17 protein-coding genes are annotated in these 14,739 nt (G+C 35.2%); 2 read left to right on the forward strand and 15 right to left on the reverse strand.

The window, feature by feature from the left end; genetic code table 11:
• Positions 1 to 28 precede the first annotated feature (28 nt).
• The 15 genes from ssb to rpmH form a co-directional block, all read right to left on the reverse strand.
• Positions 29 to 547 (reverse strand): single-stranded DNA-binding protein, encoded by a 519-nt coding sequence (gene ssb, locus QNJ52_RS05165; RefSeq protein ID WP_219493413.1) that lies wholly within the window; start codon positions 545 to 547, stop codon positions 29 to 31.
• Between the two features lie 24 nt (positions 548 to 571).
• On the reverse strand, positions 572 to 862 hold the full coding sequence (rpsF, locus tag QNJ52_RS05170) for a 30S ribosomal protein S6 (RefSeq protein ID WP_219494866.1): 291 nt from the start codon (positions 860 to 862) through the stop codon (positions 572 to 574).
• 136 nt (positions 863 to 998) lie between these two features.
• Positions 999 to 1,316 carry a hypothetical protein gene (locus QNJ52_RS05175; protein WP_283722014.1) on the reverse strand — a complete coding sequence of 106 codons (318 nt, stop codon included), beginning with the start codon at positions 1,314 to 1,316 and terminating at the stop codon, positions 999 to 1,001.
• Positions 1,317 to 1,339: 23 nt separating this feature from the next.
• Entirely contained in the window at positions 1,340 to 2,440 is a 1,101-nt protein-coding gene (gene ychF, locus QNJ52_RS05180; protein WP_219493416.1) for a redox-regulated ATPase YchF, read from the reverse strand.
• An 18-nt stretch (positions 2,441 to 2,458) separates the two neighbouring features.
• Positions 2,459 to 2,647 carry a DUF951 domain-containing protein gene (locus QNJ52_RS05185; protein ID WP_283722015.1) on the reverse strand — a complete coding sequence of 63 codons (189 nt, stop codon included), beginning with the start codon at positions 2,645 to 2,647 and terminating at the stop codon, positions 2,459 to 2,461.
• 1 nt (position 2,648) lies between these two features.
• A complete protein-coding gene (locus tag QNJ52_RS05190) occupies positions 2,649 to 3,536 on the reverse strand; it encodes a mechanosensitive ion channel family protein (RefSeq protein ID WP_283722017.1) in 888 nt (295 codons plus the stop codon).
• A complete protein-coding gene (locus QNJ52_RS05195) occupies positions 3,537 to 4,400 on the reverse strand; it encodes a ParB/RepB/Spo0J family partition protein (protein ID WP_283722019.1) in 864 nt (287 codons plus the stop codon). It lies immediately after the preceding gene.
• A complete protein-coding gene (locus QNJ52_RS05200) occupies positions 4,393 to 5,154 on the reverse strand; it encodes a ParA family protein (RefSeq protein WP_219493422.1) in 762 nt (253 codons plus the stop codon). Before QNJ52_RS05200 ends, QNJ52_RS05195 begins: the two co-directional genes overlap by 8 nt.
• A gap of 137 nt (positions 5,155 to 5,291) precedes the next feature.
• Positions 5,292 to 6,131 (reverse strand): nucleoid occlusion protein, encoded by an 840-nt coding sequence (gene noc, locus QNJ52_RS05205; protein WP_219493424.1) that lies wholly within the window; start codon positions 6,129 to 6,131, stop codon positions 5,292 to 5,294.
• A gap of 29 nt (positions 6,132 to 6,160) precedes the next feature.
• The gene (gene rsmG / locus QNJ52_RS05210; protein WP_283722021.1) at positions 6,161 to 6,877 is read right to left on the reverse strand and encodes a 16S rRNA (guanine(527)-N(7))-methyltransferase RsmG; all 717 of its coding nucleotides are present in this window, start codon (positions 6,875 to 6,877) and stop codon (positions 6,161 to 6,163) included.
• A complete protein-coding gene (gene mnmG / locus QNJ52_RS05215) occupies positions 6,878 to 8,752 on the reverse strand; it encodes a tRNA uridine-5-carboxymethylaminomethyl(34) synthesis enzyme MnmG (RefSeq protein ID WP_219493427.1) in 1,875 nt (624 codons plus the stop codon).
• A gap of 12 nt (positions 8,753 to 8,764) precedes the next feature.
• Complete coding sequence (gene mnmE, locus QNJ52_RS05220; protein ID WP_219493428.1) at positions 8,765 to 10,144, reverse strand: tRNA uridine-5-carboxymethylaminomethyl(34) synthesis GTPase MnmE; 1,380 nt, start codon at positions 10,142 to 10,144, stop codon at positions 8,765 to 8,767.
• Positions 10,145 to 10,265: 121 nt separating this feature from the next.
• A complete protein-coding gene (gene jag, locus QNJ52_RS05225; protein WP_283722022.1) occupies positions 10,266 to 11,009 on the reverse strand; it encodes an RNA-binding cell elongation regulator Jag/EloR in 744 nt (247 codons plus the stop codon).
• A 16-nt stretch (positions 11,010 to 11,025) separates the two neighbouring features.
• Complete coding sequence (gene rnpA / locus QNJ52_RS05230; protein ID WP_015912456.1) at positions 11,026 to 11,373, reverse strand: ribonuclease P protein component; 348 nt, start codon at positions 11,371 to 11,373, stop codon at positions 11,026 to 11,028.
• Between the two features lie 98 nt (positions 11,374 to 11,471).
• Positions 11,472 to 11,609, reverse strand: coding sequence for a 50S ribosomal protein L34 (rpmH, locus tag QNJ52_RS05235; protein WP_041636245.1), 138 nt, complete (start codon positions 11,607 to 11,609; stop codon positions 11,472 to 11,474).
• A 474-nt stretch (positions 11,610 to 12,083) separates the two neighbouring features.
• Between rpmH and dnaA the strand changes: the two genes are divergently transcribed.
• Positions 12,084 to 13,421 carry a chromosomal replication initiator protein DnaA gene (gene dnaA, locus QNJ52_RS05240; protein WP_219493429.1) on the forward strand — a complete coding sequence of 446 codons (1,338 nt, stop codon included), beginning with the start codon at positions 12,084 to 12,086 and terminating at the stop codon, positions 13,419 to 13,421.
• Between the two features lie 174 nt (positions 13,422 to 13,595).
• On the forward strand, positions 13,596 to 14,729 hold the full coding sequence (gene dnaN, locus QNJ52_RS05245) for a DNA polymerase III subunit beta (protein ID WP_219493430.1): 1,134 nt from the start codon (positions 13,596 to 13,598) through the stop codon (positions 14,727 to 14,729).
• The last annotated feature ends 10 nt before the right edge of the window (positions 14,730 to 14,739 follow it).

Here is a 14,739-nt window from a genome sequence, read left to right on the forward strand (position 1 = left end):
GTTGCCTCCCTTACTTATAGATTAGTAATTAAAATGGTAAATCATCATCACTGATATCAATTGGCCCTGCTGCATTGGCAAATGGGTTATTTGATGGTGCTGATGTATTTGGTTGTTGATTATTTGATGACTGATAGTTTTGATTCTGGCCTTGTGTCTGACCGTAACTTCCTTGGTCATAGCTAGAATAGTCATCTGACGGACTGTTCGTACGTGATTGGTTAGTGTTCTTCGGTTCAAGGAATTGAACTGAATCACAAACGACCTCAGTAACGTATACTTTACGTCCTTCTTGATTATCATAACTACGTGATTGCAATCTGCCATCAACCCCAGCTAAACTACCTTTATGCAAGAAATTATTAACATTTTCAGCTTGCTTACGGAATACGACACAGTTGATAAAATCAGCCTGACGTTCTCCTTGTGCATTAGTAAATGTTCTATTTACTGCTAAAGTAAATGTAGCGACTGACACACCTGATGTTGTGACTCTGTATTCTGGATCTTTAGTTAAACGACCAACTAATACAACTCGGTTAAGCAAATAAATCGCCCCCACATAATCTTATTATTTTTCTTCTTCGCGAACAACGATATGACGGATAATGTCATCGTTGATTTTAGCTAAACGATCAAATTCATTAGTAGCTTCGTCAGTAGACTTAACGCGAACGATTCGGTAGAAACCTTCTTTAAAATCGTTGATTTCATAAGCTAAACGACGTTTACCCCAATCCTTTGATTCGATGATTTCCGCTCCGTTTGAAGTAAGAATTTCTTCGAAACGCTCGATTAAAGCTTTCTTAGCATCTTCTTCAATGTTTGGACGTACGACATACATAATTTCGTAATTTCTCATCATTTACACCTCCTTATGGTCTATGCGGCTTTATAATTTTATAAAGCAAGGAATAATTTTCATTACTCACAATAGAGAATTATAGCATAGTTTACTTATTTCATCAAATATAAATAAAAAACTAAGTAATATATGTTTAACAAATATTACTTAGCTTAAAAGTCCTTATTTGCTTAGAGTAAAAAAGCTGTATATTATCTTTTTGAGCTAAATATAGATACAGTCCATAATCATAGTCATCTGGATATATCATATCCGTCGTATAAACATCTAAATACCGTAATGTACTAGGATGATAAGCAACGTTTTCATAAATAGAATCATCAAGCGTTACACATTCATCTGCTCCTATAACTTGTATAAGATAGTGATAACTTACATCATATATGGGTTGCTCATTACCATCATTATCAATCAGTCTAATGCAGTATATAATACGCTTTAATGGTTTCATCCCTTCACCTCAGCTTGTAAAATTTAAACATTAAATCTGAAATGTACAACGTCTCCATCCTGCATAATATACTCTTTACCTTCTAAACGTACTTTACCTGCTTCTTTGGCTCCGCTCATGCCATTGTATTCAATAAGGTCATCATAGCTGACTGTTTCAGCACGTATGAAACCACGTTCAAAGTCCGTATGAATAATGCCTGCACATTGTGGTGCTGTCATACCTTTTTTGAATGTCCATGCACGAACTTCTTGAACACCTGCAGTGAAGTACGTAGCCAGTCCTAATAAGTGATAAGATGCACGGATAAGTTTGTCTAATCCCGCTTCCTCAATACCAAGATCAGCGAGGTATTCTTCTTTATCTTCATCTTCTAGTGTTGCAAGCTCTTCTTCAATCTTCGCACTAATAACAATCACTTCTGAACCTTCAGCTTCAGCATATGCTTTGATCGCTTTTAAATGTTCGTTTTCTTCACCGCTGATTAAATCATCCTCTGAAACATTTGCAACATAAAGCATTGGTTTTGCAGTAAGTAAGTGCATATTTTTAACAAGCTTTGCCTGTTCCGGAGAAAACTCGATGCTGCGTACTGGCTTTTCAGCTTCTAAAGTTTCTTTGACAATCGCAAGAACCGCTTCTTCTGCCATCGCATCTTTATCTTTTTGTTTCGCCATCTTTTGAACGCGTGCATAGCGTTTCTCTACAGACTCTAAGTCTGCAAGAACAAGTTCCATATTGATAACTTCAATATCATCTACGGGGTTTACCTTACCAGAAACATGAGTAATATTCTCATCTTCAAAAGCACGTACAACCTGACAAATTGCATCTACTTCACGAATATGTGATAAGAACTTATTACCTAATCCTTCTCCTTTAGAGGCCCCTTTAACGATGCCTGCAATATCCGTAAACTCAAATGCTGTCGGGACAGTTTTCTTAGGTTCTACAAGTTCAGTTAATTTATTCAAACGGTGATCTGGGACTTCTACAATTCCTACATTCGGATCAATTGTCGCAAACGGATAGTTTGCAGCTAGCGCTCCTGCTTTAGTAATTGCGTTAAATAAAGTTGATTTTCCTACATTCGGTAAACCAACGATTCCTGCTGTTAATGCCATAATATTATCTCCTCTTACTTACGCATGATGCGTTATTTTTTTTATTTTTTTGTTGAACTCTTGTCTAGGCAGCATAATACTACGGTCACAACCTGTACATTTGATTCTAATATCTGCACCTAAACGAATAATTTTAAAATCCTTTTCACCACATGCATGGGGTTTTTTCATTTCAACTATATCATTTAAATCATACGTTTTATCCATACTATCCACCCTTTTTATCTGGTTGATTATACATAATCATTCGAGGCATTGGTACTTTTACTCCGTTACTATCCAGATAGTCTTTCAAATCACGTCTTAACATACGTGAAACTTTTACATGATGATTTGGTAACGTTTCTGCTGCAATTTTAATCTTAGCTTCCCCGGCTGACACTGCCTCAACGCCTAGTATTTCTGGAGATTTAATCAAATCATCATACTTATCCATCAAAGTTTCCAGATAGGGTTTAATCAACGCCTCAACATCTTCTAGGTTTTCTTCACTTGAAACTGTAATATCAAATACTGCAAGTGAATTATTAACAGAAAAATTGACGATTTCATTCATTGTACCGTTCGGCAGTATCGTAAGCTCTCCTGTAAATGATCGAATTCTTGTTGAACGTAATCCAATTGATTGTACCGTACCTTCCGCTACAGTTGTTCCTGTTGTATTGATTTTAACGTAGTCACCTACGTCAAACTGATTCTCAAAGATAATAAAGAAACCAGTGATAATATCTTTTACTAAAGTTTGTGCGCCAAAACCAATTGCAATACCAGCCACCCCTGCCCCTGCAATAATACTTTCAACTTTGACACCAAAGTTACTTAAGATAGTAGTGATAATGATAAACCATGTCACATAGGAGGCTATATTCTGTAACAATTTGACTAACGTCGTATCTCTTTTTTCAGAATGAGATAAATTTGTTCTTCGGCGGACATAAAAAAATTGTTCGATCATCTTGTGAATAAATTTAATTAGGAACAATCCAAAAACGAGCAATACTAATGCCCAGAAAATATTTGCACCTACTCCAGCCCAAAATTCAGGATCCGTATAAGGCTTAATTAATCGCTTAAAAAAGTATACTAATTTATCCATCTATTCACCTACATTTTCAAGCAAATGAATCAAACGATTAAACTCCTCTTCAGAAGTGAATTCAATTGAAATCTTTCCTTTTTTGCGTGATTTAGAAATTTCTACTTTAGTCCCTAGATTCTGCTTCAAAGATTCTTCATGTTTCACAAGAAACTTTGGCTTTTGCTTTACTTTAACTTCTTTACTATGTGTCTCTACCTCTTCTTGGTTCATCATTTTAATGAGGTCTTCTAAAGCGCGTACACTCATCGCCTCTCGAACAACTTTGTGTGCCACTTTAATTATATCTTCTTCATTTTTTAGCCCTAGTAAAGTACGTCCATGGCCTCCTGAAATTTCTTTGTGATTAATCATTTTCTTTACTTCTTGTGGTAAATTTAATAATCTCAATAAGTTCGCAATGTAAGAGCGAGATTTCCCAAGTCTATCTGCTGTTTCTGCTTGTGTTAAATTCAAATGTTTCATTAGTGACTCATAACTTTTTGCTTCTTCTAATGGATTAAGATCTTCACGTTGCAAATTCTCAATAATTGCGAGCTCCATCATCTGTTGGTCTGTAAGTGTTTTAACAATCGCAGGAATTTTATTTTTACCTGCTAGCTTACTCGCTCTAAAGCGACGTTCACCAACCACTATGTCATAACCTTTAACTGATTTTCGTACAACAATCGGCTGCAGTACTCCATGAAGTTTAATCGACTCACTTAATTCTTCTAACGCTGCTTCATCAAACTCTATTCTTGGCTGATATGGATTTGCACGCAATTCTGCAACATTCAGCTCTTCAACAATTTCATCCTGACGATTTTCTTGAAATAATGCATCCAGCCCTCTACCAAGACCTTTTCCTAAACCTCTAGCCATTACTAATTACCTCCTCAGCTAAGCTTTTATATGTCTTAGCTCCCATAGAACGCGCATCATATACATTAATCGGCTGTCCGTGAGAAGGGGCTTCAGATAAACGTACATTTCTTGGAATAATTGTTTCATATACTTTATCTTCGAAATGTGCTTTCACTTCTGCGATAACATCATTACCTAAATTTGTACGTGCATCGTACATTGTAAGTAATACACCTTCAATTACAAGCGACTGATTAAGATGTCGTTGTACAAGCTTGATTGTATTCAGCAACTGACTCAAGCCTTCAAGTGCATAATACTCGCACTGTACAGGGATAATAATACCACTTGCTGCGGTAAAGGAATTGATTGTAAGTAGTCCGAGAGATGGTGGGCAATCAATAATAATATAATCAAACTCCTCATTTAGCTCTTTAAAAGCATATTTAAGTCGAACTTCTCTACTCATAGCTGACACAAGTTCAATCTCTGCACCCGCCAGGGCGATATTTGCCGGAATAATATAAAGATTTTCCTGTGCTGTTTTCAACACACACTTATTAATATCGGTATCTTCTACAAGCATATCATAAACTGAATTCGTCACATTATTCTTATCAATCCCTACACCACTTGTTGCATTTCCTTGAGGATCTGTATCAATCAGTAGTACTTTCTTACCAAGTTCGCTAAGTGCCGCACTTAAATTTACTGACGTAGTTGTCTTACCCACGCCACCTTTTTGATTGGCAATCGCCAAAATTTTTGTCATGAATACTCTCTCCTAATCGTCATTTCATATAATATCGATTATATCAATTTTAGCTCTATATTGCACAAACAATAAAAGTGTAGACCATAAAGTCCTCAATAAAAAATCCCTGCACTCTCTCTGCAGGGACAATGATTCTATTTATCTGTTTTAAATACTTTTATAGAAATTTCATAGAAGTTTTCATATTCTGTATCTTTTCGCTTTACTTTAACCCCACTTTTTTCTACAGCCTTCAAACTTTCTCCAATTGTATTAAAAGCGAGCTTTATATCACGAGTAAAACCAATTCTCTTAGGTTTCACTTCTTCTCCAGCAAGCATACGTTTCACACGTTCTTCTGTCTGTTTTACATTTAAGTTCTGACTTTTTATAATATTCAACATCTGCGACTGACCCGCTTCATCTAAAGCAAGCAAGCTTCTGGCATGTCTTTCTGTAATTTGATGCTTACTTAATGCGTCCAGTATCGGTTGAGATAACCTAAGTAATCTGAGCTTATTAGCAATAAATGACTGACTTTTTCCTAGGCTCGTTGCAAGATCATTCTGTGTAATTCCATCTAGATCCAGCAATTTTTTATAAGCTTCTGCTTCTTCTACAGCTGATAAATTTTCTCTTTGAATATTTTCAATTAATGCAATTGCAGCAGTTTCTTTATCATTCATCTGCTTAACAATGACTTCTGTTTCAGCTGTATTATTCATCTTAAGTGCTCTGAAACGTCTTTCTCCAGCAATAATCTCATACATTTCTTCTTCGATTGGACGAACGACGATAGGTTGAAGTAATCCATATGAACGAATAGATTCAGCCAACTCTTTAATTTTTTCTTCATCAAAGATTTGTCGTGGTTGATAACGATTCGGTACGATGCGTTCGACAGAAACTTTTACAACATTACCATTTTGGCGCGCTACTTCTACATCTTCTTCCTTTTCTTTCAGCCCAAATAATTTTGAAAAAGGTTTTTTCATAACAATCGACTCACTTTCAATTCAAATACTTATTTTAGTAATGGTTCCTTGTTTGGTGTCCCTGGTTTACGCGGATACTTCTTAGGGGTTTGTCTTTTTTTCTCAATATCTAATATATAACGCATACTATCTTCTTCAGGTAGCGTCAATCGGTGATTTTCAACCACCGCTCCACCTAATATAGATATCGCAAACAATCCTTCTTCAACCTCTATTTCTCCTTGTGCACCTTTAAGCGCAATAAAATGACCACCTTTTTTCACAAGTGGTAAACAGAGTTCACTTAATACAGATAATCTCGCAACCGCTCTTGCTGTAACTACATCAAAGTGTTCTCTGTACTCGCCTTTACCAAATGTTTCTGCTCGATCATGTACAAAATGGCAGTTTGTCAAATTAAGTTCTGCGCTTAAATGATTAAGGAAGTTGATTCTTTTATTTAGGGAATCAACGATTGTAAGTTCTAAATGTGGATATAATATCTTTAATGGGATACTAGGAAATCCTGCACCAGCACCAACATCACAAATAGATTTTACTTTATTGAAATCAAAATAGAAACTCGGTGTAATAGAATCAAAGAAATGTTTCAAATATACCTCTTCTTTTTCTGTTACAGCTGTTAAATTAATTTTCTCATTCCACTCTACTAAAGTTTCATAGTAAATTGCAAATTGTTTTTGTTGTTCATCTGTGAGTTCGAAGCCTTTTTCTTTTAAATGTTGTAAAAATTTCATCTCATTCATCTAATTCACCCTTTTTATTTTCCCTTGTTCAATATAAATTAATAAAATTGAGATATCTGCTGGATTTACGCCAGAAATACGTGATGCCTGTGCAATACTTAATGGTTTCACTTCCTTTAACTTTTCACGTGCTTCAGTTGCCAGACTGTGAATATCATCATAATCAATATTCTCAGGAATTTTTTTGTTTTCCATACGTTTTACTTTTTCCACTTGCTGTAATGATTTTTGAATGTATCCTTCATACTTCGTCTGAATTTCTACTTGTTCTTGTACAGATTCATCAATCATTCCTTGTTCTTCGATTAAAGCAACGACTGAAGCATAATCCATTTCAGGTCTTCTTAATAAATCAATCGCAAGTATGCCATCTTTTAATGGTGTTCCTCCACGCGATTCAATCATACTTTGAGTTTTTTCATTCGGCTTAATTCTGATTTGAGATAAACGATTTATTTCCTCGGAAATAGCAGCTTTTTTATTATTGAATCTATTATATCGAAGCTCATCAATAAGTCCTGCGTTATAGCCTATTTCTGTAAGTCTTAAATCTGCATTGTCATGACGCAGTAATAGACGATGCTCAGCGCGACTTGTCAGTAAACGATAAGGTTCATTCGTCCCTTTTGTTACAAGATCATCTATGAGTACACCAATATATGCTTCATGACGACCTAATATTAATTCATCATGTCCTAGAACCTTCGCTGCAGCATTAATACCTGCCATAAGTCCTTGTCCTGCCGCCTCTTCATAACCACTTGTCCCATTTATCTGACCTGCAGTATAAAGTCCTTCAATTTTCTTCGTCTCTAGTGTCGGCCAAAGTTGCGTTGGTACAATTGCATCATACTCAATAGCGTATCCTGCACGCATCATGTCTGCTTTTTCTAAACCAGGTATCGTTTTTAACATTTGCAATTGCACATGCTCTGGCAAACTTGTAGAAAGTCCCTGCACATATACTTCTTTAGTATGTCTTCCTTCTGGTTCTAAGAAGATTTGATGTCTTGGTTTGTCATTAAATCTGACAAACTTATCTTCAATTGAAGGACAATATCTTGGTCCTGTTCCTTTAATCATACCCGAGTACATTGCTGATAGATGCAGATTATCATCGATAACTTGATGTGTTTCGCCGTTTGTATAGGTTAGCCAGCATGGTAATTGATCCATGATAAACTCTGTTGTTTCGTAACTAAATGCACGTGGCAGATCATCACCTGGTTGAATTTCAGTTTTGCTATAGTCAATAGAATCACTGTTTACACGTGGTGGTGTACCTGTTTTGAATCTAACGATATCAAACCCAATCTCGCGAAGATGGTCAGCTAACTTTATAGAAGGCATCTGATGGTTGGGACCTGAAGAATATTTAATATTTCCAAGAATGATTTCTCCACGTAAAAATGTTCCTGTCGTTAAGACGACAGCATCCGCTAAATACGTAGTCCCTATAACTGTTTCCACACCAAGTACTTTTCCATCCTCAATAATTAAACGCTCCACCATGCCTTGCATAATGTCCAGGTTGTCTTGAGCTTCTATAACAGATTTCATTTCTTGCTGATACAAAACTTTATCTGCTTGAGCACGTAACGCACGAACTGCTGGACCTTTCCCAGTATTGAGCATACGCATTTGAATATGCGTCTTATCGATTGTTTTAGCCATCTGTCCGCCTAAAGCATCAATTTCACGTACAACGATACCTTTCGCCGGTCCACCAACTGATGGATTACAAGGCATAAACGCGACAGAATCCAGATTTATTGTCAGCATCAGTGTTTTTGCACCTTTTCTCGCACTTGCAAGTCCTGCTTCTACACCTGCATGTCCAGCACCAACAACAATTACATCATATTTTTGTTCCAAAATTTTTCCTCCTTATTTTCCGAGACAGAACTGGCTAAAGAGTTGATCAATAAGCCCATCGTCGACAGACTCACCAATAACCTCACCGAGTAATTCCCATGTTTTTATCAGGTCGATTTGAATCATATCAATTGGCACACCTAATTCTGCTGCAGATATCGCATCACCAATCGAAGTTTTTGCACTTTTAAGTAGACTGATATGTCTTGCATTTGATACATATGTCATATCTTGATTTGACACTTCTCCAGCAAAGAATAATGTACGAATCTGTTCTTCGAGTTCTTCAATTCCTTGTTGTGATAGCATTGAAGTCTTAACTATTGGTGCATTCCCTACCATCGTTTTAACTTCTTCTAAATCTAATTTATTTTCTAAATCGGTCTTATTAATAATCACGATTACATCTTCATTTTTTATTATTTCTGCTAACTTATAATCTTCTTCTGTTAAAATTTCATTATTATTTAATACGTACAATATTAAATCTGCTTTCTTAAGCGCTTCTCTACTTCGTTCTACACCGATTTTTTCAACGATATCCTCTGTTTCACGGATACCCGCCGTGTCTACAAGTCTTAGTGGCACGCCACGCACGTTCACATACTCTTCCAGCACGTCACGAGTCGTTCCTGCAATTTCTGTAACGATAGCTTTATTATCTTGAATTAAGTTGTTCAGCATCGAACTTTTTCCGACATTCGGTTTACCAACAATTACTGTAGATAATCCTTCTCTTAAAATTTTACCTTGATTAGCTGTTTGTAAAAGATTCGTAATACTTCCTTCAATCTTACGCGCTTCTTCCATTAAAAATGTATTGGTAGCTTCTTCAACATCATCATATTCAGGATAGTCAATATTCACTTCTACTTGAGCTAATATTTCAAGGATAGATTGTCTTAAACCTTTAATCAGTACACTTAAACGTCCTTCAATCTGCTGCATTGCAACACGACTTGCTCGATCTGTTTTAGAACGAATAAAATCCATCGTGGCTTCGGCTTGAGATAAATCAATTCTTCCGTTTAAGAAAGCACGTTTTGTAAATTCACCTGGTTCAGCAAGTTTTGCTCCATTCGTAAGTGCGAGTTCAAGCACACGATTAACCGTCATAATTCCGCCATGACAATTAATTTCCACGATATCCTCACGCGTATATGTTCTTGGCGCTCGCATCACTGCGACCATCACTTCTTCAACAACTTCTTTCGACGCTGGGTCTATAATGTGCCCGTAATTAATCGTATGTGATGCAACGTCATTTAATTGATACTTGCCTTTATATAATTTATCCGCAATCGATACGGCATCACTACCTGATAGGCGGACAATCGCAATCGCACCTTCACCCATGGGTGTTGAAATACTTGCAATAGTATCCAATTCCATAAAATTCCCTCCTTTGATTCTTTTAAATTTTAAGCTTAATCTTACGAATAATAAATCACTTTGCATCGCATAAACAGATTAACTCTAAAAACAATCGTTTTTAGAGTTAATCAAGTAAATATTATCTTGAACGAATGACAAGGTAACGATGAGGCTCTCTACCTTCTGAATATGTTTCAATGTTCTCTATCTTTCCAAGGATTTGGTGCATAATTTTACGCTCATAGTTCGGCATTGGTTCAAATTTAATTGGCTCACCAGTCGCTATGGCTTTTTTTGACATATTTAAAGCTAGATTCTGCAACGTTTCTCTTCGCTTTTCTCGATAATTTTCGATATCTAACGTAATTGTGACGAATCCCTTTTCAAGATGATTGAAATAGTTTTGTGCAAGGACTTGCAAGCTATTCAGAACTTGACCACGTCTACCAATTATTCGAGATGCTTCTGCTGATGAAATATTCATAATAACTTCATCCTTATTCTTATAGATAATTTCCATAGAAGCTTCATATCCCATAGCAGCAATAACTTGCAATACATACTCTTTAACCGATTCCAGAGATTGTTGATTTCTATTTGACTTTATCTCAATATTCTTTTCAGGCATTGTAACTTTAGGCGTGTCATCTATATTCTTATCTGAAGATTGCTCTTTGATAGGTATACTCGTTTTTTCGCGTTTTACTTCCGGATCAATTATAATGAGCTTAACCTCTGCATTTTGTTTACCAATCCCGAATATCCCTTTCTTTCCAGGATTCAATACTTCAATCTTCACCTGACTTTCAGAAACATTCATGATATCTAATCCTTTTTTAATTGCATCTTCTACAGTAACATCAATAAAGGTTTGTTCTAACAATAGATTTCCTCCGTCTTTAAGTGATTCTTTTGTTAAAACCTTTGGCAATCTTCATTACGTGTTCCAAACTTTTATTGATCTCATTCGTTGTCATTTCTTTAGAAGGTTGCCTGGCGATTACAATAAAATCATCTTTAATAATATCTTCTTTATGTTTCGTAAAACTTTCTCTTATCGCACGCTTTATTCTATTTCGAGTGACAGCATTACCAATTTTCTTAGAAACTGAAATACCGAGTCTGAAATGCTCATTTTCACTATTTTTCTGACGATATATAATAAACTGGCGATTCGCTACAGACTTACCATTTTTATAGATTTTCTGAAAATCTTCATTCTTCTTAATACGATACGCTTTCTCCATTTTATACACCATCTCATCATCATTACATATTCTTATTTATTATACTAAAATTTATATCCTATTTAAACAAAAAAAAGACCACTGAATGTTCAGTGATCTTATGCTGATAATACTTTTCTGCCTTTACGACGACGACGCGCTAATACGTTACGTCCGTTTTTCGTGCTCATACGTGCACGGAATCCATGAACCTTACTATGTTTACGTTTATTTGGTTGATAAGTACGTTTTACCACTTAAAAACACCTCCATTAAATGAAATTTCATCTATCGATTCTTATTAGAATTTCGCCTAGTGATTTATAGTAACTATTGGAGTATACCAAATTTCTATATGTTAAGCAACTTTTAATTTTTATTATGCTTATCCACTTATCCACATATATTTTTAATGGTTTTGTGGATAACTAATAGCCTATTTTTAGCCTTTTAAAGTTATCCACTGGTTTTTCCTAAATTCCACAGCTCATTTTTATAACGTGTGTGATTAAGTATAATTTTGTGGATAACCATTTAAACATATTGATATTATTACTTTTTTTTGATAAGATTTGATTATATTTTCTGTGGATAAAGTTGTTCCTGATTAATTATCCACAATTTGTGTGTAACTTGTGGATAATTAATTTTGAACTTGTTATTAATATTATACACAATTAGATATTATGTGTATAACTAAAAAAGAATTTTGATTAGAAAGAGGATATATTATGAGCGGAATAGATACCATTTGGGAAAAAGTACTCGCAAATATAAAGCATAGGCTTGCACCTGCAAGTTATGATACATGGTTTAAAGATACAAAAATTAAAGTGTTAAATAACCATCAAGTAGTGATTCAGGCACCTACTTCTTTTATTTCAGAATGGCTGCAAACAAATTATATTGATTTTATTCAAGAAGCATTTATCGAAGAGATCGGAGAAAAACTCAATATAAAAGTGATTTCTTCTGAAGATGAACTTACGAATAATGAAAAAGAAGTCCCTGTAAGAAAGATGCAGCAAACAAATCAGGAACTATTACCAAATCAGTTAAATACAGATAATACATTTGATACGTTCGTAATCGGCAGTGGAAATCGATTCAGCCATGCAGCAAGTTTAGCTGTCGCAGAAGCGCCCGCAAAAGCTTATAACCCCCTATTTATCTATGGTGGTGTAGGACTTGGTAAAACGCACCTCATGCATGCAATTGGACATTACGTGATGGAGCATAAAGAAAATGCGAAAGTTGTTTATATTTCTAGTGAAAAGTTTATGAATGAATTTATTAATTCGATTAAAGATAACAAGACTGAAGAATTCCGATCAAAATATCGAAATGTGGATGTTCTTTTAATTGATGATATTCAGTTTCTTGCTGGTAAAGAATCTACCCAAGAAGAATTCTTCCATACTTTCAATGAGTTACATCAGAACCATAAACAAATTGTTATTTCTAGTGACCGTGCACCGAAAGAAATCCCAACATTAGAAGAGCGCCTTCGTACCCGCTTCGAGTGGGGATTAATTACCGATGTAACGCCACCTGATCTGGAAACTAGAATTGCTATCTTAAGAAAGAAATCAGAAGAAGAAAATATTGATATCCCGAACGAAGCAATGCTTTATATCGCTACGCAAATTCAGTCCAATATTCGTGAATTAGAAGGTGCTTTAACACGTGTCTCTGCATATTCAAAACTTGTAAATCGTGAACTTAATTCCGATCTTGTCGCTGAAGCATTAAAAGATATTATTGCTACTAGTAAGCCTAAAAAAGTAACGATTAAGGATATTCAACTTGCAGTCGGAGAATATTATAATGTGCGTCTCGAAGATTTTAGTGCTAAGAAACGTACGAAATCGATTGCTTTTCCTAGACAAATAGCAATGTATCTTGCACGTGAACTAACAGACTTCTCTTTACCAAAGATTGGTGAAGAATTTGGTGGACGAGATCATACTACAGTGATACACGCACATGAAAAGATAAAAAATCAACTGGAAACAGACGAGAGCTTAAAGAACGAACTGAAAAATATCGAAAAAGATATCACCAGCTAATTGTGGATATTGTGGATAATAGTGCTGAGCTTACACACAAGTTATGCACATGTGGATACTTACAGACTCTAATCATTTATCCACTTATCCACCTATTCACAGCCCCTATTACTATTATTACTATTTTAAAAAAGATATTATATACTTATAAATATCAATTAAGGAGATTTATCTATGAAATTTACAATTCAAAGAGACTACTTTATAGCACAATTAAATGACACATTAAAAGCAATCTCACCAAGAACAACTTTACCTGTCTTAACCGGTATTAAATTAGATGTGTTTGATAACCGACTTGTCTTAACCGGTTCAGATTCTGAAGTATCTATCGAAATTACAATTCATTCAGAACTCAATCATGAAGAAATTCTTACAGTAGAAGATAAAGGATCAATCGTACTGCCAGGTAGATTCTTTGTTGATATCATAAAAAAACTTCCTGCTGACACAGTAACCATTGAAACGAATGATCAATTCCAGGCAAAAATCACATCAGGGCAATCAGAGTTCAATGTTTCAGGAATTGATTCTGATCAATATCCACTTCTACCACAAGTAAGTGAAGAAGAAGCAATCACATTACCTGTAAAAGTTCTTAAAAACATTATAAAGCAAACAAATTTTGCAGTGTCCACGTCAGAAACACGTCCAGTATTAACAGGTGTTAACTGGCTGATAAGAGATAATATATTAAACTGTACTGCAACAGATTCACATCGCTTAGCTTTACGTAAACTAAAACTAGAAGATACGAATATCGACGAAATTAATGTCATTATTCCTGGGAAAGCTTTAAGCGAACTCAATAAAATTATTGGAGATAATGAAGATACGATTGATATTTTCTTTGCAGCGAACCAAGTTTTATTCAAATTTGGACATATTAACTTTATTTCTCGTTTACTTGAAGGAAATTATCCAGATACATCGAGATTATTCCCTGAAATCTCAGAAACAGCACTTTCAATTAATAATGGTGACTTTTTCCATGCTATAGATCGTGCATCGTTATTAGCGCGTGAAGGCGGAAATAATGTCATTAAGCTATCTGCAACTGACAATGCGGTAGAATTATCATCTACGTCTCCTGAAATAGGTACTGTAAAGGAAGATGTAAAGACATCTAAATTCGATGGAACTGGAATTAAAATCTCTTTTAACTCTAAGTACATGATGGATGCGTTGCGTGCAATCGATGTTGATGATGTACGTGTTGAATTCTTTGGAACGATGAGACCTTTCATTCTAAAACCTGACGAAGACGATAATTTAATCCAATTGATTTTACCGATTAGAACATATTAAAACTGAGCGA

The organism is Macrococcus sp. S115 (assembly GCF_030067655.1).
GTDB lineage: Bacteria > Bacillota > Bacilli > Staphylococcales > Staphylococcaceae > Macrococcoides > Macrococcoides psychrotolerans.

Excerpts from the sequence above, each read along its gene's own strand:
- ychF (WP_219493416.1), bottom strand. The coding sequence starts at position 2,440 with ATGGCATTAACAGCAGGAATCGTTGGTTTACCGAATGTAGGAAAATCA.
- rnpA (WP_015912456.1), bottom strand. The coding sequence starts at position 11,373 with ATGGAGAAAGCGTATCGTATTAAGAAGAATGAAGATTTTCAGAAAATC.
- dnaA (WP_219493429.1), top strand. The coding sequence starts at position 12,084 with ATGAGCGGAATAGATACCATTTGGGAAAAAGTACTCGCAAATATAAAG.
- QNJ52_RS05200 (WP_219493422.1), bottom strand. The coding sequence starts at position 5,154 with ATGACAAAAATTTTGGCGATTGCCAATCAAAAAGGTGGCGTGGGTAAG.
- rpsF (WP_219494866.1), bottom strand. The coding sequence starts at position 862 with ATGAGAAATTACGAAATTATGTATGTCGTACGTCCAAACATTGAAGAA.
- mnmE (WP_219493428.1), bottom strand. The coding sequence starts at position 10,144 with ATGGAATTGGATACTATTGCAAGTATTTCAACACCCATGGGTGAAGGT.
- dnaN (WP_219493430.1), top strand. The coding sequence starts at position 13,596 with ATGAAATTTACAATTCAAAGAGACTACTTTATAGCACAATTAAATGAC.
- noc (WP_219493424.1), bottom strand. The coding sequence starts at position 6,131 with ATGAAAAAACCTTTTTCAAAATTATTTGGGCTGAAAGAAAAGGAAGAA.
- QNJ52_RS05195 (WP_283722019.1), bottom strand. The coding sequence starts at position 4,400 with ATGGCTAGAGGTTTAGGAAAAGGTCTTGGTAGAGGGCTGGATGCATTA.
- QNJ52_RS05185 (WP_283722015.1), bottom strand. The coding sequence starts at position 2,647 with ATGGATAAAACGTATGATTTAAATGATATAGTTGAAATGAAAAAACCC.
- QNJ52_RS05175 (WP_283722014.1), bottom strand. The coding sequence starts at position 1,316 with ATGAAACCATTAAAGCGTATTATATACTGCATTAGACTGATTGATAAT.
- QNJ52_RS05190 (WP_283722017.1), bottom strand. The coding sequence starts at position 3,536 with ATGGATAAATTAGTATACTTTTTTAAGCGATTAATTAAGCCTTATACG.
- rsmG (WP_283722021.1), bottom strand. The coding sequence starts at position 6,877 with ATGAATGAGATGAAATTTTTACAACATTTAAAAGAAAAAGGCTTCGAA.